The sequence below is a fragment of the Microcoleus sp. LEGE 07076 genome, assembly GCF_015207455.1.
GTDB lineage: Bacteria > Cyanobacteriota > Cyanobacteriia > Cyanobacteriales > Microcoleaceae > Microcoleus.
This window is the reverse complement of the sequence record NZ_JADEWV010000028.1, coordinates 1-16,702: the sequence shown is the minus strand read 5'-3', so window position 1 is coordinate 16,702 and position 16,702 is coordinate 1. Positions and strand designations below refer to the sequence as shown.

General features: G+C 43.6%; 15 protein-coding genes and 1 pseudogene. 10 read left to right on the top strand and 6 right to left on the bottom strand.

Translation table 11 applies throughout. The features are described 5' to 3' along the window. Positions 1 to 204: 204 nt before the first annotated feature. From IQ270_RS06985 to IQ270_RS06975, 3 genes and pseudogenes are all read left to right on the top strand, one after another. Positions 205 to 942, top strand: a pseudogene (locus IQ270_RS06985) (TIGR04255 family protein). Further along, entirely contained in the window at positions 942 to 1,235 is a 294-nt protein-coding gene (locus IQ270_RS06980) for a hypothetical protein (RefSeq protein ID WP_193972519.1), read from the top strand. Before IQ270_RS06985 ends, IQ270_RS06980 begins: the two are co-directional and overlap by 1 nt. A 17-nt stretch (positions 1,236 to 1,252) precedes the next feature. Next, entirely contained in the window at positions 1,253 to 1,768 is a 516-nt protein-coding gene (locus IQ270_RS06975; RefSeq protein ID WP_339384369.1) for a hypothetical protein, read from the top strand. A gap of 41 nt (positions 1,769 to 1,809) precedes the next feature. Here the strand turns inward: IQ270_RS06975 and IQ270_RS06970 are convergent, their stop codons facing one another. The 3 genes from IQ270_RS06970 to IQ270_RS06965 all read right to left on the bottom strand — a co-directional run bounded on the left by IQ270_RS06970 (position 1,810) and on the right by IQ270_RS06965 (position 5,137). After that, positions 1,810 to 3,753, bottom strand: a complete 1,944-nt coding sequence (locus tag IQ270_RS06970; RefSeq protein ID WP_193972518.1) for an efflux RND transporter periplasmic adaptor subunit — start codon at positions 3,751 to 3,753, stop codon at positions 1,810 to 1,812. Between the two features lie 440 nt (positions 3,754 to 4,193). Then, positions 4,194 to 4,316, bottom strand: a complete 123-nt coding sequence (locus tag IQ270_RS31830; RefSeq protein ID WP_255532378.1) for a hypothetical protein — start codon at positions 4,314 to 4,316, stop codon at positions 4,194 to 4,196. Positions 4,317 to 4,426: 110 nt separating this feature from the next. After that, on the bottom strand, positions 4,427 to 5,137 hold the full coding sequence (locus tag IQ270_RS06965) for a DUF305 domain-containing protein (protein ID WP_193972517.1): 711 nt from the start codon (positions 5,135 to 5,137) through the stop codon (positions 4,427 to 4,429). A gap of 275 nt (positions 5,138 to 5,412) precedes the next feature. Here IQ270_RS06965 and IQ270_RS06960 point away from each other — a divergent pair, with 275 nt between their 5' ends. From IQ270_RS06960 to gloA, 4 genes are all read left to right on the top strand, one after another. Beyond that, a complete protein-coding gene (locus tag IQ270_RS06960) occupies positions 5,413 to 5,607 on the top strand; it encodes a heavy-metal-associated domain-containing protein (protein ID WP_193972516.1) in 195 nt (64 codons plus the stop codon). Between the two features lie 216 nt (positions 5,608 to 5,823). Continuing rightward, complete coding sequence (locus IQ270_RS06955) at positions 5,824 to 8,079, top strand: heavy metal translocating P-type ATPase (protein ID WP_193972515.1); 2,256 nt, start codon at positions 5,824 to 5,826, stop codon at positions 8,077 to 8,079. Positions 8,080 to 8,098: 19 nt separating this feature from the next. Beyond that, positions 8,099 to 8,608, top strand: a complete 510-nt coding sequence (locus tag IQ270_RS06950) for a cupredoxin domain-containing protein (RefSeq protein ID WP_193972514.1) — start codon at positions 8,099 to 8,101, stop codon at positions 8,606 to 8,608. Positions 8,609 to 8,704: 96 nt separating this feature from the next. Next, positions 8,705 to 9,100: a lactoylglutathione lyase gene (gloA, locus tag IQ270_RS06945; RefSeq protein WP_193972513.1), complete on the top strand. Its 396-nt coding sequence runs from the start codon at positions 8,705 to 8,707 to the stop codon at positions 9,098 to 9,100. 52 nt (positions 9,101 to 9,152) lie between these two features. Here gloA and IQ270_RS06940 read toward each other — a convergent pair whose 3' ends face one another. Together IQ270_RS06940 and IQ270_RS06935 are read right to left on the bottom strand one after the other, a co-directional pair. Then, positions 9,153 to 10,235, bottom strand: a complete 1,083-nt coding sequence (locus tag IQ270_RS06940; protein ID WP_228056136.1) for a DUF459 domain-containing protein — start codon at positions 10,233 to 10,235, stop codon at positions 9,153 to 9,155. Between the two features lie 246 nt (positions 10,236 to 10,481). Next, positions 10,482 to 11,897 (bottom strand): MBOAT family protein, encoded by a 1,416-nt coding sequence (locus IQ270_RS06935; protein ID WP_193972512.1) that lies wholly within the window; start codon positions 11,895 to 11,897, stop codon positions 10,482 to 10,484. 388 nt (positions 11,898 to 12,285) lie between these two features. Between IQ270_RS06935 and IQ270_RS06930 the strand changes: the two genes are divergently transcribed. The 3 genes from IQ270_RS06930 to IQ270_RS06920 all read left to right on the top strand — a co-directional run bounded on the left by IQ270_RS06930 (position 12,286) and on the right by IQ270_RS06920 (position 15,932). Further along, entirely contained in the window at positions 12,286 to 15,246 is a 2,961-nt protein-coding gene (locus IQ270_RS06930) for an AAA family ATPase (RefSeq protein ID WP_193972511.1), read from the top strand. An 87-nt stretch (positions 15,247 to 15,333) separates the two neighbouring features. Next, positions 15,334 to 15,564, top strand: a complete 231-nt coding sequence (locus IQ270_RS06925; RefSeq protein WP_193972510.1) for a DUF433 domain-containing protein — start codon at positions 15,334 to 15,336, stop codon at positions 15,562 to 15,564. Continuing rightward, complete coding sequence (locus tag IQ270_RS06920; RefSeq protein WP_193972509.1) at positions 15,561 to 15,932, top strand: DUF5615 family PIN-like protein; 372 nt, start codon at positions 15,561 to 15,563, stop codon at positions 15,930 to 15,932. The genes IQ270_RS06925 and IQ270_RS06920 overlap by 4 nt, the downstream gene beginning before the upstream one ends. Positions 15,933 to 16,025: 93 nt before the next feature. Here IQ270_RS06920 and IQ270_RS06915 read toward each other — a convergent pair whose 3' ends face one another. After that, positions 16,026 to 16,253, bottom strand: coding sequence for a photosystem II protein, Psb35-related (locus IQ270_RS06915; RefSeq protein WP_193972508.1), 228 nt, complete (start codon positions 16,251 to 16,253; stop codon positions 16,026 to 16,028). Positions 16,254 to 16,702 lie beyond the last annotated feature (449 nt).

Genomic DNA, 16,702 nt, shown 5'->3' with positions numbered 1-16,702 from the left:
CTGAGAATTGTGCTGAACATTTAAATAGTTGACAGTTGACAGTTGACGGTTAAATAGCCATTCAATTTAGATTGACACCCTCAAATGAAATTAGGATGAAATATTTTGACTTCCCACCTTGATTAATAAGTCATCTAAAATCTCAAATCTTAAATGATATAACCAGTGTTGCTCTTTTTGACAAAGCAGCTTACAATAGTTATTATGCAAGCACCAAAACACTACTCGCACGCCCCAATCACCGAAGCCTTAATTGATATACAAGTTAAACTTCCACCAGGAGTTAAACTTGACAATTTGGCGCAGGTGTACTCAAGCATTCAGGCTGAGTATCCTCAGTGTGAAGAAGTGTTACTTTTTCAGGGACAAATGATGGCAGGTGCTAGTGTTGGGGCAACAGCAAGCCAGTCTCCTATTGGCTATAGAGCCTCCGGTGACGACCCAAAACAGATTCTTCAACTGCGTTTAGATGCTTTCGCATTCAGTTGGCTTGCCCCTTACGACTGTTGGGAAAATTTTCGGGATGAAGCAAAGCGACTGTGGAATATCTATCAGTCACTGACATATCCAGAAGCAATTGTTCGTTAAGCACTCAGGTATATTAACAGGCTAGATATTCCTTTGCCGATTGGCGATATAAAAGAGTATTTGAGGACATTTCCGGAAGTTTCTCCTGACTTGCCGCAAGGATTAAGTGGCTACTTTATGCAGCTACAAATTCCACAAGAACACTTGGGAACAATGCTTGTGATCAATCAAGCAATAGTTCCACCTCCCACACCTAATTTTGTTTCTATAATATTGGATTTAGATCTATTTCTGGAAGGAGATATTTCTTCTGATGAAATAGAGCTTTGGCAGATTTTAGAACAAATGCACGAACAAAAAAACAGAGCTTTTGAAGCTTGTATTACAGAACACACAAGGGAGTTGATTAACTAATGGCTACAATTACCCCCCTACGTCCTAATGGCGTTTTATCGTCACCAAGATTGCTGGTGTTAGAGCCAAAAGCCACAGCTCAATTACAAAGTCCTGAAGGACGAGAAATTGCAGCACTAACCGCTCAATTATTGCAGAATTTAACAGTTGTAAAACAATACTTACAAACTCTAGAAAGCTGTGGCGAAATAGACTACAATCCAGTACCACCAAAGCGATCGGAACGAGTAATCATGCGAGCTCAGTTCAAAGGGCGTAAAAAACCTCTGCCGTATATCTTCGATGAAGAATAATCGTAGAGCCTTTCTGGGTGCAGATAAATGAATCCACTCTCAGGCAAGGTGATTACCTGCCTGGGTGTCTCGTACCAAGACCAGTATTTGACCCAACAAGTTTTGGCAAAAATAGTGAAATTCAAAACGTACAAATAGAAATTAATGAAGTAGATTTAATTATTCTAACCCAAAGCTGCGATTTGGACAATAAAAAAGTAGCTCAGGTAGTGCTGTGTGCAATTTACCATATTTCAGAATTTGAGGAAAACAACGAAGCATTTAAGAAAAAAGGAAAATGGAATGAAGTTTTAAGAGGGAGAATAGAAGGTTTGCACCTGCTGGCATCACCAACGAACCCAGATAATAATAAAGAAGCACTGGTTGTAGATTTTAGAGATATCCAAACCTTGCCTTACGAATATGTGTTGAAACACGCTAGTAATTTAAACGATCGCTGGCGGTTAAAATCTCCCTACCTAGATCACTTTTCTCAGGCATTTTCACGTTTATTTATGCGAGTTGGTTTACCATCTGCTATTCCCCCTTTTTAAGTCATTTCATGTAGTTATAAGTGCTCGATTAAACAAAAATTTTACTTTGAAATCTTGACTTCTGCCTCCTGATTTTTAACGCGGTGGTTGTCATCATGCGGCAATTCATCTACTGTACTCGCATTTAGTGCTGCGGAGGAGACGGAAAAAGCATTGTTTTTAGAATCCGCTGCTATAGTTGGTAATTTGCGCCGATTTCCCCAGAAGGCACCGGCGGCAAAAGTTAGGGATGCGATCGCAATTCCTCCCCCAATTCCCGCCCACAAAGGAACTGGTAAATTATTCAAATTAACCTCTGTTACTTTGGGAGTTACTTCCTTCTTGTCCTCAGTTTTTGAGTGTTTACTGCCGCCCCGCAAAGATTGAGCATAAAGTTGAGGTGCGCGCTGCGTAACAATCGCATCTCCCTCAAACAAACCGCTTTTAATTTCTACTAAATCCCCAGAAGTTTGACCAACTTCAACTTCAACTGACTGAAAGGCATTGCCATTTTGAATGTAAACCATTTTTTTGCCGTTGGCTTCAACTAAAGCAGCAGCCGGAATTGCCAAAACATCTGTTGCTGTTTTGTCAGTTAAGATATCCAACTCTACAAACATCCCCGGCTTTAACTCTCCTTCAGAGTTATTGAGTTCGGCTTTCACTGGAACTACCCGCGTTTCTTCTCCTACAATCGACCCAATGAAGCTAACTTTTCCCGTAAAAGTGCGATCGGGCAAACTTGTAATTTTAACCCTGACTACCTGACCAATCTTTATCTGATTTAAATCTTTTTCGTAAATATTTGCTGTGGCAAAAACCCTGCTATCGTTTAATATGCTCATCAGCGGTTTTTCAGCCGAGTTGACTGATTCGCCTGGAGTGATTTCGCGATCGGCAACAGTGCCGGAAATCGGAGCGACAATGGTAACAAGCCCTCGATCGTTAGCGGTAATTCCCAGTTGTTGCAGGCGCGCTTGATAAGCTGAATTGCTGAGGTTAATTCGGGACTGAGCTACTTCTACCGCAGATTTAGCGCGTTTTAATTGGGCCTCTGCTTCTAGCACTTCCCGGCGGCTCAAAGCTTTGGTGAGTAGAGCTTTCGCTTCGGCAACTCTGCCTTGAGAATCGCGCAATTCGCGCATCGGGAGGTCTACTTCGGCTTGTTTAATTTCGGTTTCGGCTTTGATAACTTCGGGACGGCTTTTTGCCTTAGCAACAGCGGCTTTTGCTTGGGCGAAGTGGGCTTGCGATTCCAGCATTGTCCGCCGCGCGATCGCCCCTGCGGCCACTAATTCTTTGTCGCGATCGAGCTGTTCTTTGGCAACAGTTAATTCTGTTTCGGCTTGCGCTATTTCCGCTTGCGCTATTTCAACTTGACGTTGATAGTTTTCTTTACTAACTTTCACAACCGAACGCTTGTTTACTAATTCTTGCTCTCGCTGGTATTGCTGAGTTGCTGCTGTCAGTTGAGTTTTGGCTTGGGTGATTTCTGCGTCTGATATTTGCAGTTGGCGATCGTAATTTTCTCCAGCTAACCTAAAGTCAGCCTGCGCCTGCTGCAAATCGCCTTCAGCTTCGGCTCGTTTCGACAGAGACTCAACCCGCAATTGGCCTAATTCCGAACTCGATAAAACAACAACAGGTTGACCTTTTGATACTTTGTCCCCCGGTTTGACGAGCAACTCAACCACAGTCCCACTAACGGGAGCCCGAACTTCTACTTTTTGATTTGGCAGAGTTTCAATTTGTCCGGTAGTTTTAATCCCGACAGACAACCGCTGAGCTTTCACCGGCTCGACTTTGATTCCGATTCGCTTCGAGGTTTCAGCATCGACAGAAATAGCAGCCGGAATTTGGGTTGTTTCGCCACTTTGGTGAAATTCATCTCCGTGTCCCGCGTGGGCTAAAACAGGGGCGGGAGAAGTTAGCAAAATCAGGCTGAACAAAGTTACTGAACAACTGCTAATAATAGCAGGAGATTGAGTATATTTGTGAAATATCATCGTTGGCATTTTCCTTAAGATCCGGTTGAGTGCCAAAGGTTTAGCGATTGGTACTTTGCCAAACTAAGTAAACCGAATTCAGCGGGTATACTTATTAGAATTTTCCCAGAAGCGATCGCTAAGCAATGACCAAGAGCTAAAACTACTCTCCTCAACCTAGTCTTGTACAGCCAAATGAAATTCGGATGAAATTTCACCTCAGCAACCCAGATGCCCTCCCGATTCCAAAATGTTCAGATAAGTTGTGCCTAATGAAAAGGGATGGCGCTGTAACTTTTTTACTCGTGTAGCGTTCTCTGCTGGCGCTTCCATTTCCTTTGTCAATGCGAGCGCTAGCTGCTCTAACACTGAATTTGGTAGATAAGTAGTGCTTAATTCCAAGCTGTTCGAGCTCATTAATTATTCCCCTGTTATGAGAGCTTTTGAGTGACTTTCATACTTTAGACGGATGCGTTCTCAATTGTCAAGAGTATTCTCACGTAAAAAAATGAAAGTGCTGTGCAGTCGGAAAAATGCTGACAGCTATATCCTTCTTGATAGCTAGCTTGCTGCCACTTTTTCATGTCCTCAATTCCTTGTCTTTGTGAAGCAAGTATTTCCTGAACTCTTGACCTACTGTGACTTATGTCACTGATATTGTAGCTTTATCTCACATTTTATTTGTGATGCTAAATTACTGTTTGTACCAGGCTTTGCGCCACTCTTTCATTTGCTCAATTTCTTGCTTTTGTGAAGTCAAAATTTGTTGAGATAATTTTTTCATTTCTGGCTGCTTCGATTTTTTTAAAGCATCTTCGGCCATCACCAAAGCTCCTTCGTGGTGGGGAATCATGGCATTCAGAAACCGCAAATCAAATTGGTCGTCACCAGCACCTAAATCCATGCTCATCATCATGCTTTGCATCTGTTCTGGAGTCATTGCCATCATGTGACCCATTTTACCGTGATAAGCCATTGGCGTACTGCTGGCTTTGGGATACCAAGTTTTTCGCCACTCTGTCATTTGATTAATTTCGCGGTTTTGAGCGGCAATTATATTAGTAGCCAGTTTTTTCATTTCAGGACGTTTGGATTTTGCCAGCACCTCTTTAGCCATGTTTACAGCACCTTGATGGTGTACTTTCATGCCATCAATAAATCGCAAATCATAGTCGGCATCAGCCGGGCCTAAATCCATAGACATACTATGATCCATGCCATGATTCATCCCACCCATGCCGCCACCTTGTGCCATATTTTGCTGGCTGCTAGCAGGGGTTGCTGCCGTAATATTTGGCGCTTGGGTTTCGCTGGAAGGAGCTTTTGAACAAGCTACTAGCACGCCGCTGGTGAGGGCGGTTAATGTCAGCACTGCAAAGCCTGTTTGTAATGAGATTGATTTCATAGACTTTAGTTAGATTCTTAAAACTACCATTTATCTTGATGTTTTCACATATAAATGAAATTAGGATGAAATTTTTGATTCAGATTTGTAAATAATTATTACTTAGCCATCATTTAAATAAATACGTAAGGCGTGCAATGCTTACCCTACAAGTAGAATCGGTATAAATCTCAAATCTCAAATCTCAATTTGACTTGACTCTCCTGTAAGCAGGAGAGTTTACAATGAAGTTAATTCATTTATTGAGCAGAGTAGTTTCTGCTGAGGTTTAAATTATGACTCTACAATTAAAAGTTCCCAAAATGGCTTGTTCTGCTTGTGCGACTACAATCACAAAAGCAGTCCAAACAGTGGACTCAGACGCCACTGTTGAGGTGGATCTCAAGACAAAAGCGGTCACGGTTCAAACCGCTAAATCGGAAAGTGAGGTTAGAAAAGCGATCGCATCTGCTGGTTATCCAGTCGATTAATGTTAAGACAAACGTCAGCGGTTTCTAACTTTAGCAATACAGCTATTTCATCCTAATTTCATCTTAGGGTGAAATGCTGAATATTACAAATGTAGCGTCCAGCCACCGCACTACTCATTTAGAGAGCAATTCTCCTATGTAATTGGTCAAGTAGGTTATGCCAATTACTAAATACCTTGGCAACCTCCACTCTTATTTAGTTTAGGAGTAACCCCTATGGACAATCTCACACTTAAATTGCGGGGCATGAGTTGTGCTTCTTGTGCTTCCTCTATCGAACAAGCAATTCAGTCTGTTCCCGGCGTAACTGAGTGTCATGTCAATTTTGGCATGGAACAAGCAAGCATTCAATACGACTCTCAGAAAACCAGTGTATCAACAATTGAAGAAGCTGTTGATGCTGCGGGATATGAAGCTTTTCCACTTCCAGAAATGGCGGTGACAGAGGATGATAGCGAACGAAAAAATCGCCAAGCTAAATCTCAGCTTTTGCAGCGAAAACTATACGTAGCAGGGACTATTAGCATCATATTATTTGTGGGTTCGATTCCCGCTATGACTGGCTTACATTTGCCATTTATTCCTGGCTGGTTGCACAATTTTTGGCTACAATTAGTGCTGACAGCACCAGTACAATTCTGGTGTGCCAACTCATTTTATACGGGAGCTTGGAAAGCCTTAAAACGCCGACTGGCGACGATGGATACTTTGATTGCTTTAGGTACAAGTTCTGCTTACTTCTATTCTGTATTTGTGACGTTTTTTCCTGGTTTTTTCATAGCTAAGGGTTTGATACCGAGTGTTTATTATGAAGTGGCGGCAAGTGTTATTGCCTTAATTTTGTTGGGTAAAACTCTAGAAAATCGAGCGAAGGGAGAGACTTCTGAGGCAATTCGGAAACTGATGGGTTTGCAAGCGAAAACGGCTCGGATTGTTCGCAACGGGCAAGAGTTGGAAGTGGCGATCGCCCAAGTGGAAATTGGCGATGTCGTCCAGGTGCGGCCCGGCGAACAAATTCCCGTAGACGGAGAGGTAATTGAAGGCTATTCAACCATAGATGAAGCAATGGTAACGGGGGAAAGTTTGCCCGTCAAAAAGCAAGTTGGTGACGATGTTATCGGCTCGACAATTAACAAAACGGGCAGCTTTAAGTTTCGCACTACTAAGATTGGCAAGGATACATTCTTAGCTCAAATTGTCAAGATGGTGCAGGATGCCCAGGGGTCAAAGGCACCTATTCAAAAGTTGGCAGACGAGGTGACTGGTTGGTTTGTTCCGGCTGTAATTGCGGTCGCTTTAGCTACTTTTGTAGTCTGGTTTAATGCGACGGGAAACTTTACTTTGGCAACGATTACAATGGTGGAGGTGCTGATTATTGCTTGTCCTTGTGCTTTGGGTTTGGCGACTCCGACTGCTGTGATGGTTGGCACTGGAAAAGGTGCAGAAAATGGGATTTTAATTAAAGGAGCCGAAAGTTTAGAGTTGGCTCATAAAATTCAAGTTATTGTGTTAGATAAAACGGGAACTCTCACGGAAGGCAAGCCGACTGTTACTGATTTTGTCACAATTAAAGGAACGGAGAATAGCAATGAGTTAAAGTTGCTGCAATTGGCTGCGTCTGTAGAGCGAAATTCGGAGCATCCTTTGGCAGAAGCTGTTGTTAGATACGCTCGATCGCAAGAGGTCAGTTTAACAGATGTTCGGGATTTTGATGCCGTTGCCGGAAGTGGCGTGCGGGGGATTGTAGCCAGAAAGTCGATCGCCCTGGGAACGCTGAGGTGGATGCAGGAATTAGGCTGCGATACTGAATATCTGGAACTGCGCGCGAAAGCTTTGGAAGGTGATAGCAAAACGGTGGTTTGGATGGCATCTGAGGGCAAAATAGAGGCAATTCTGGGCGTTGCTGATGCTCTAAAACCGTCGTCAGCGCAGGCGGTGAAAGCGCTGCAAAAACTGGGTTTGGAGGTGGCGATGCTGACTGGGGACAACCGATCGACTGCGGAGTCGATCGCCCGATCCGTTGGTATCGATCGCGTTTTTGCGGAAGTTAGACCAGACCAAAAAGCAGCTAAAATCCAAGCCCTGCAAGGGGAAGGGAAAATTGTCGCGATGGTGGGAGACGGGATCAACGATGCACCGGCTTTGGCCGCTTCTGACGTGGGAATTGCGATCGGCACAGGGACTGATATTGCGATCGCAGCTAGCGATATTACTCTAATTTCTGGAGACTTGCAAGGCATAGTTACAGCAATTCAACTTTCGCGCGCCACCATGCGGAACATCCGCGAAAATCTGTTTTTTGCCTTTATTTACAACATCGCTGGAATTCCGATCGCAGCGGGCGTTCTGTACCCGATTTTAGGCTGGCTGCTAAGTCCAATTATCGCCGGTGCAGCAATGGCTTTTAGTTCAGTTTCCGTACTTACTAATGCTTTGCGCTTGCGTAATTTTAAACCAAAGTCTCTGGCATAAATTAGGAGTAATTAAAGAAATGTTGCACCATCGTCAGATGTGGGGAACTCTCGCGAGTTTAGGAATTGCGATCGGAATGGCATCGGGAGTTCAAGCTGCCGAGCCCGTCGCTGCTTCTAATTCAACCAATCAATTCCGCAGCATTGAACAGCCGCTAGGTTTGAAAGTTGGTGTCACCCTCGGTGGTTTGACATTAATTGGTTTGGAGTTGTGGTGGTTTTTGTTCAGTAAAGCAAAAAGTCAGCAAGCTGAATCTATTCAGGGGATACAAGAGTTGAATATTACTGTAGACGGGGGTTACGAGCCTGCTAGTGTAGTTGTGAAATCCGGTCAATTAGTGCGGCTCAATTTCTTGAGGCGGGACCCCAACAGTTGTCTTGAAAAAGTGTTGTTACCAGATTTTAACATTGTGCGAGAATTACCTCTAAATCAGGTAACGGCTATTGAATTCACCCCAGACAAACCCGGACGATACCTATTTACTTGCGGCATGAATATGTTTAGGGGTGTGGTAGAAGTACAAAGATAAATCAAAAAAAAGTCCGATGCGACGCTTGCCCCGCGAGTTTTTTTCGCAAGAAATCGCTAAAATTGATCGAAGCTTAAAAAATTTGGAGTGAGCTAAATGCAATTACTACACACGATGCTCCGAGTCGCCAACCTGGAAGAATCCCTCAAATTCTACACGGAAGTGTTGGGAATGAAACTGCTGCGGCAAAAAGACTATCCAGATGGCAAATTTACCCTGGCTTTTGTTGGCTACGGCGACGAATCAGACACTACGGTTTTGGAATTAACCTACAACTGGGGTGTCGCAGAGTACAATTTAGGAAATGCTTACGGTCATATTGCGATCGGCGTTGACGACATTTACGGTACTTGCGATGAAATTAAAACCCGCGGCGGTAAAGTCAGCCGCCAACCCGGGCCGATGAAACACGGTTCAACTGTCATTGCTTTTGTGGAAGATCCAGATGGATACAAAGTTGAGTTAATTCAACTGGAAAATCGCTCCGCCTAGTCCAAGAAACCGGGTTTCTGCGATAATTTTGGCATCCTGATTGAGATTTTGGTCAGAAACCCGGTTTCTGACTTTTTTTCGGAACTTTTAAAATTTTATCTTTTACCATTTTGTCAACTATTACATCGCTGACAATTTGAGCTCCGTGGGAGGTAAAATGCACGCCGTCGTTAATTTTTACATAGCCTCGCTTCCCCGATTTGTCAGCAACTATCGGAACAAATTTTCCTGATTTTGCAAAGGTTTCCCAAGTAGAAATAAATTCAATTTTGGGAGAAGCTTTTTGAGAACTTTTATAAATATTGTTCATGACAGGAAAAGCTTTGATGTACGCCGATTTATGAGAGTTAGATTGACCTATCCAATACACTTTTCTCACGGAGGAGGAGCCAAGTAACTTGGCATATTTGTCTACTCTTTCTTGATAAGCTTTTTGCCATTCTGGGGTCAAGATTGCCCGGTATTTTCCTTGAGAATCAATGATATCTTGAGGGTCGTTTCCTCCAAACAAAATTATCACTACATCTGGGCGGTAATCCTGGATAATTTTGCTGGTTCTGGCATACCAGTCATAATAATCTATCCGATTTAATCCGCTGGATACTTTGTAGTCAAGTTTTGTATCAGCGATGTTGTATTTGTTCTTAAGAGTGTACTGGAGTTTAATTCCTAAGTCAAACATTACCGAATCTCCAATCAATAAAAATTTGCGATAAGGTACGGTTAATTTAGGTTTAGGTGAAGGGGGTTTGTTCGCTGGCTTTGGGGGGACAATTGCCGATTTTGTTGCGGTTTTGAGGGCAGAAGTTTCGGATTTTTTGGGGAGGCTATCGAAATTGATATCTTTGATTTTGCTCCAAAAATCTTGTTCTGATTTCCTGAAACCCTCGATTTCGATTTGGCGCGCTGCTTGTTTGATTTCGGGAGTTGCGAAAGGAGTTGAAGCAAAGTTTTTGAGAAATAAGGATAAGTTGGAAAATATTAAGGTGAGAATTACAGAAGTAACTATTAGTAAAATTTCTCTATCTTTCATAGGAAGAAGGAAGAAGGAAGTTCGGCAACGAGCAATGTACGGGATGTAACGGATGTAACGGATGTAACGGATGTAAGTCCGTCGGAAGAAGTCATTAGTCATTAGTCATTAGTCATTAGTTATTAGTTATTAGTTATTGGTTATTGGTTATTGGTTATTGGTTATTGGTTATTGGTTATTGGTTATTAGTTATTAGTCATTAGTGCTGTCCCCCCAGATCGAACGTCCAACGTCATCACGAAGAAGGCCCTTCGGCTTCGCTCAGGGTAAAAGAAGGAAGAAGACATATACAGGATTTTTTTTAGCGATCGCTATTTTACGTTTAATTAGGTGGATTTATTTGCTTTTTTAGAAATTAAAGTAAATAAAAGGTGGGACGGTGCTCGGCCCCAACATCAAAATAGCATACACGAACAGCGAAACTAAGACAACTCTCAAGAAAATATTTTTTAAGGAAAATACTCTTTGCAAGAGTTGGGAAATTCTCTCGCCCCAAATGTTGATCGCGCCAATGATGGCAATTACTAAATACAATTGCCAAAAGTTAAATTGAAAAGTTGCAGCGGAAAAATTCAGAATTCCCTGAAAAAAATTCATTGCAGTTTCCCAGTTGGGAGTGCCGAAAAATACCCAGCTACAAGTCACAAAACTAAATGTTAGCAGCCAACTGGAAAATTTAGCAAATCGGGGAAAGGAATAGTCTAATTTTAGGTGAATAGCTTGGGGAATATCTTTACATAAATGGTTAATAATTAATCCTAAACCGTGAATTGTTCCCCAGACAATAAAGTTTAAACCTGCGCCGTGCCAAAATCCGCCGATCGCCATTGTTATCAGTAAATTTACGTACTTCCTTAATTTCCCGTATTTATTGCCGCCTAACGGGAAGTAAACGTAATCTCTCAGCCACTCGGAAAGACTGATGTGCCACCTTTTCCAGAATTCTTGCAAGCTGAGCGATCGGTATGGCATATTAAAGTTGGCAATGGGTTTGAAACCCAGCAAACAAGAGATGCCGTTAGCTAAATCCGAGTAGCCGCTAAAATCTACGTAAATTAAACATGAATAGGAAATTGCCGCGAGGATTAAATCGATGCTGCTGTATTGCTGGGGAACTGTGAATGGGAGTTTGGTGAAGTTAAACAAAAAGCTCGATAAAGTATATTTTTTGAAGAGTCCAGACAAAATTAAAACGATGACTTCTTCGATTTGATAGTCGTATTTTTTGGGTGAATTTAGCTGGGTGTAAAATTCCCTAGGCCGCGATATGGGTCCAGAGGCAATTTGGGGAAAGTAGGTAATGTAGGTGGCGTAGTCTACAAATTTAGGACAGGGGATTTTCTTTTGGTAGCAGTCGATTAAATGGGAAATCATTCTAAATGTGTAGAAGGATACGCCGACTGGGGCGATTATTTGCAACATTTGAATGCTGGCGGGAATTTGTAGTTGGTTGAGTACCTCAAACAAGGATGTTACAAAGAAGTTGCAATATTTAAAGATGCCGAGGTTGGCTATGTTGAAAATTATGCCGGAGATTAAGGCAAGTTTTTTATATCTGCCGTAGCAGGTGGCTCGGAGAATGATATAATTGTAGGCAGTACCTAAAACTAGGAGTAATAGAAAGTCTAAACTCCAAAATGAATAAAATAATAAACTGGAAATTAGCAAGACGATTTTATATAAACCGACTTGGGACTTCAAGGATATAATTATGCTAAAAATAATTAGAAAAAATACTAGGAATTGGTAAGTTGGAAATAGCATAAATTTTAGAATATCAAACAACGTTAGGGCAATTTATAAAGGTTAAACATACCAATAAAAAGGTTCGTAGTGAGGACTTTAGTCCTTCATGAATGCGGACTAAAGTCCTCACTACGAACTTAGGGGAATGGCGATTCTCTGGAGTAGTTGAGAGAATGGGGAACTACTGTATTTTCATAAGTTCGATCGCGCGCTGCAGTCGCAGAGTACAAAAAATTTCCCTAGATTGCGGGCTGCAAGCTTTTGCAAAAGCTCAATTATGTTGCAACTTCAGCAGAATTAACCGCACTCATAGATTCACAATCCTGTTTAAAGATTATGATAGTTGTGAGACGATATATTAACGGATAACCACAGGAATCCCCTTGATTGCGAGGAACCAACCAACGTGCAGCCAACAGACCCTAGCAAATTTACCGATGAAGCCTGGGAAGCGATTGTCAAATCCCAGGATGTAGCCCGCCGCTTTGCCAATCAGCAGCTAGAGGTTGAACATTTAGCGATCGCCATTTGTGAACAGCAAGCCTTGGGAAACAGCATTCTCAGCCAAGCTGGAGTAGATGTGACCCGCTTAGCGCAACAGTTAGAAGCTTTTGCCAAACGGCAGCCCAAAGTTGCCAACGCTGACCAACTATACCTCGGTCGCGGCTTAGACGTGATGTTAGATGCTGCTGAGTCTGCCAGACAGACTGGGCAAGATAATTTTATCGCCCTTGAACATTTATTAATTGGCTTAGTAGAAGATGAACGAGTTGGTAGGCGATTGCTGACTAGGGGCGATGGCCCGCCAGGTCGCCCCGGTTACGATCGCAAATCGGCCCCAGGGACGATCGATCGACCAAAACTCGAAGAAGCAATCAAATCAGTCCGCGCCACCGCTAAAGTCTCAGAAAAAAGTTCCGAAACCGCGAAAGCGGGCCTCCGCAACCCTAAACCCCAAGCAGATGGCGAAGCCAATTCCGACGCCCTCAGCAAATACGGCCGCGATTTGACAGAAGCCGCCAAAGCAGGCAAACTCGACCCAGTAATCGGCCGCGACGAAGAAATTCGCCGCGTCGTCCAAGTTCTTTCCCGCCGCCAAAAAAACAATCCGGTATTAATTGGCGATCCCGGAGTCGGAAAAACTGCGATCGCCGAAGGTTTGGCCCAGCGCATTGTTAACGGCGACGTCCCCGAATCTTTGAAAAACCGCCAACTGTTCAGCCTCGACATGGGCAGTTTAATTGCTGGGGCAAAATTCCGAGGTGAATTTGAAGAAAGATTGCGTTCTGTTCTGCGAGAAGTTATCGATTCTGACGGGCAAATTGTCCTATTTATTGACGAATTGCACACCGTTGTTGGAACTGGCGGCGGCGGCAGTTCCGGGTCGGGAATGGATGCTGGAAATTTGTTGAAACCGATGTTGGCCCGAGGCGAATTGCGCTGCATCGGCGCTACAACTCTCGATGAATTCCGCAAAAATATTGAAAAAGATCCGGCACTGGAACGCCGCTTTCAACAAGTATTTGTCGGGGAACCGACTGTGGAAGATACTGTTTCAATTTTGCGCGGATTGAAAGACCGCTACGAACGCCACCACGGGGTAAAAATTACCGATTCGGCGCTGGTAGCTGCTGCTACTCTGTCTTTTCGCTATATTTCCGATCGCTTTTTGCCGGATAAGGCGATCGACCTGGTAGATGAAGCGGCCGCCCATTTGAAAATGGAAATTACCTCCAAACCCGTGGAACTCGAAGGGATCGACCGCCGGGTGATGCAGTTGGAAATGGAAAAATTGTCGATCGAAGGCGAGGGAAAAGGTTCTCCCAGCCCCACCATCAGCCCCCGCATCGAACGCATCAAAACAGAGATTGACATCTTAAAAGTCAAGCAGGAAAAATTGTCCTCTCAGTGGCTGGGCGAAAAGCAGTTATTGGATGGCATCAATAAATTGAAAGCAGAAGAAGACCAACTGCGAGTGCAAATCGAACAGGCAGAAAGAGCTTACGATTTGAATAAAGCCGCGCAGTTGAAATACGGTAAACTTGAAACTGCGGTGCGCGATCGCGAAGCCAAGGAAGCCGAACTTTTGAAACAGCAAGCTCAAGGTTCTTCGCTGCTGCGGGAAAAAGTTACTGAGGGTGATATTGCCGAAATTGTGGCGAAATGGACGGGCATTCCGGTCAACCGATTGTTAGAGTCGGAACGCCAAAAATTGCTGCAATTGGAAAGCCATTTACACAAAAAAGTCATCGGTCAAGAGGAGGCTGTAACGGCGGTTGCTGCGGCGATCCGGCGGGCGCGGGCTGGTATGAAAGATCCCGGTAGACCGATCGGCTCTTTCTTGTTTATGGGCCCCACAGGCGTGGGAAAAACCGAGTTAGCGCGGGCATTGGCTGAGTTTTTGTTTGATAGCGATGATGCGATTATCCGCATTGATATGTCGGAATACATGGAGAAGCAAAATGTCTCCCGGTTGGTAGGAGCTCCCCCCGGATATGTCGGTTACGACGAAGGCGGACAACTTTCCGAAGCAGTGCGGAGACGCCCTTATTCGGTGGTGCTATTTGACGAAGTGGAAAAGGCGCACCCTGATATATTTAACATTTTGTTGCAAGTGTTGGATGACGGCAGAATTACCGATTCTCAAGGTCGAGTGGTTGACTTTAAAAATACCGTAATTGTGATGACTAGCAATATCGGCAGCGACCACATTTTAGAGGTGTTTGCGAAGAAGGAAAAAACTGCCAAAAAACCCGCAACTCGCAAGCATGAAGCGAAGGAGGTATCAATTCCCAAGACAGATTATAAAGTTGCTGATGATGGTACTGTCGAGGTGTCAGCCCAGCGAGTTGATATTGATAGTGAAGGTAAGACGGAAAGTAAGATTGAAAGTAAGTCTGAAAACAAGTCTGACAATGAAAAATCCTTGACTCAAGAACGGGAGACAGACCAAGAGTACGAACAAATGTTAAAACGGGTGATGACAGCTTTGCGATCGCACTTCCGGCCGGAATTTCTCAATCGGGTTGACGAAATAATTTTGTTCCACACTTTGAGCAAAATCGAATTGCAGCAAATAGTCACCATCCAAGTCAAGCGGATCGAGCGTTTGTTGGCGGAACAAAAAATCACTTTGGAACTCTCAGATGCGGCGAAAAACCACATCACAGATGTCGGTTACGATCCAGTTTACGGCGCTCGTCCCTTGAAACGCGCCATCCAGCGGGAGTTGGAAAACCCGCTAGCTAACAAAATTCTGGAAAATGCGTTTGTTGAAGGTGACACAATTGCGATCGACTGTGTAAACAACACTTTGCAGTTTCGTAAAAAAGACTCTCTCCCCGCGCTAGTAGGTAAAAGTTTGTAGTTACCGAACAGCTAGGAACAGGCTGTCCGGCCTGTTCCACCAAAAATAAATCTTCTTGTTTCCCAGAAAGCCTGGTAGTTTAAAATTATGAAACAACTAACTAGAATCACTCTGAATCCAGAAGTAATGGGAGGAAAACCCTGCATTCGCGGCTTGCGAGTCACTGTTGGCACGATAGTCGGACTGATGGCATCGGGACACTCACCGTCAAGCATTTTGCAGGCCTATCCCTACCTGGAAGAAGCAGATATATATGAAGCGCTTGCTTATGCAGCCTGGCGAGTTGAAGAAGTAGAAATTCCTCTCAAAATAGCGTGAAAATTTTGATTGATATGAATCTGTCACCTGAATGGACTATCGTATTTACTAAATACGGAATAGAGTCTCTTCATTGGTCTACAGTCGGCGATCCTCGTGCCACAGATCGTGTTATTATGGAATGGGCGCGAGTAAATGACTATGCCGTATTCACTCATGATTTAGATTTTGGCGCACTGCTGGCCGCAACCCAAGCTGATGCTCCCAGTGTCATTCAAGTACGTATTCAAGACGTGCTGCCTGCTAATATAGAGAGTTTGATTGTGGAAGTGTTCCATCAATTTGAGGCACAAATTGAGTCGGGGGCATTCATTTCTGTGGATGAAACGCGCTCTAGGGTGAGAATTTTGCCGATTACACTTCGATAATTATTTATTACCTGTTCCACAAAAATTAATCTGCTTGTGGAACAGGCCAGAAAGCCTGTTATTCAAAATAGTCAAGCCTGCTACTTAATATTACTAATTGCCCATCGTGCGGCTGGTGTAAGCATCCATGCTGTAGGCGGGAACGCGAACGCTGTAGTCACTTTCTGTTCCAGTCACCGATTTTGCCAGTTGTTCAAAAGACTCATCGTTCCAATTGCGATCGTGGATGGGCTTCGACTGTTCGCCGAGGAAGTATGCTTGAGTGCCAATTACTGAGGCTGCTACCCAACCGACGATTAAAATGGCGATTACGATAGTCATGGCTATTTTTCCTTAACTTTTGTTGCGCTATGTGAATAAATGTAACAAAGCGTAAATAAAAAGGTCAAGGTAGTGTAATGTCGTGGCAACCGTCCAGCAGGTAGTAAATACCACACCTTTGAGGAAATTTGAGGAAAGTAGGATAATGTCAGAGGATTTGACAAATATATAGGTATGTAGGCTGTGCTGAGCGCAGAGACAGGAAGCGCCGCGATGAATCGTCAGCAGGAAGCAGCTTTAACAACCACCAACTGCCCGCTGCCAACCACCCACAGCCCACAGTCAACTGCCCACAGTCAACTGCCCACTGCCAACTTCCCCCGATTTATCCGTGGGGACGAACTTAAACTGTATCCGAAATGACAACAATCATTGAATATTATAATTTTTTAGTTAAGAAATCCTAATTTTTGCGTTAATAAATTACGATTAAAACTATGGCGCTATGA

Coding starts and splice junctions, on each gene's coding strand:
- IQ270_RS06980 (WP_193972519.1), top strand. CDS start 942: ATGGCTACAATTACCCCCCTACGTCCTAATGGCGTTTTATCGTCACCA.
- IQ270_RS06970 (WP_193972518.1), bottom strand. CDS start 3,753: ATGATATTTCACAAATATACTCAATCTCCTGCTATTATTAGCAGTTGT.
- IQ270_RS31830 (WP_255532378.1), bottom strand. CDS start 4,316: ATGAAAAAGTGGCAGCAAGCTAGCTATCAAGAAGGATATAGCTGTCAG.
- IQ270_RS06965 (WP_193972517.1), bottom strand. CDS start 5,137: ATGAAATCAATCTCATTACAAACAGGCTTTGCAGTGCTGACATTAACC.
- IQ270_RS06960 (WP_193972516.1), top strand. CDS start 5,413: ATGACTCTACAATTAAAAGTTCCCAAAATGGCTTGTTCTGCTTGTGCG.
- IQ270_RS06955 (WP_193972515.1), top strand. CDS start 5,824: ATGGACAATCTCACACTTAAATTGCGGGGCATGAGTTGTGCTTCTTGT.
- IQ270_RS06950 (WP_193972514.1), top strand. CDS start 8,099: ATGTTGCACCATCGTCAGATGTGGGGAACTCTCGCGAGTTTAGGAATT.
- gloA (WP_193972513.1), top strand. CDS start 8,705: ATGCAATTACTACACACGATGCTCCGAGTCGCCAACCTGGAAGAATCC.
- IQ270_RS06940 (WP_228056136.1), bottom strand. CDS start 10,235: ATGACTAATGACTTCTTCCGACGGACTTACATCCGTTACATCCGTTAC.
- IQ270_RS06935 (WP_193972512.1), bottom strand. CDS start 11,897: ATGCTATTTCCAACTTACCAATTCCTAGTATTTTTTCTAATTATTTTT.
- IQ270_RS06925 (WP_193972510.1), top strand. CDS start 15,334: ATGAAACAACTAACTAGAATCACTCTGAATCCAGAAGTAATGGGAGGA.
- IQ270_RS06915 (WP_193972508.1), bottom strand. CDS start 16,253: ATGACTATCGTAATCGCCATTTTAATCGTCGGTTGGGTAGCAGCCTCA.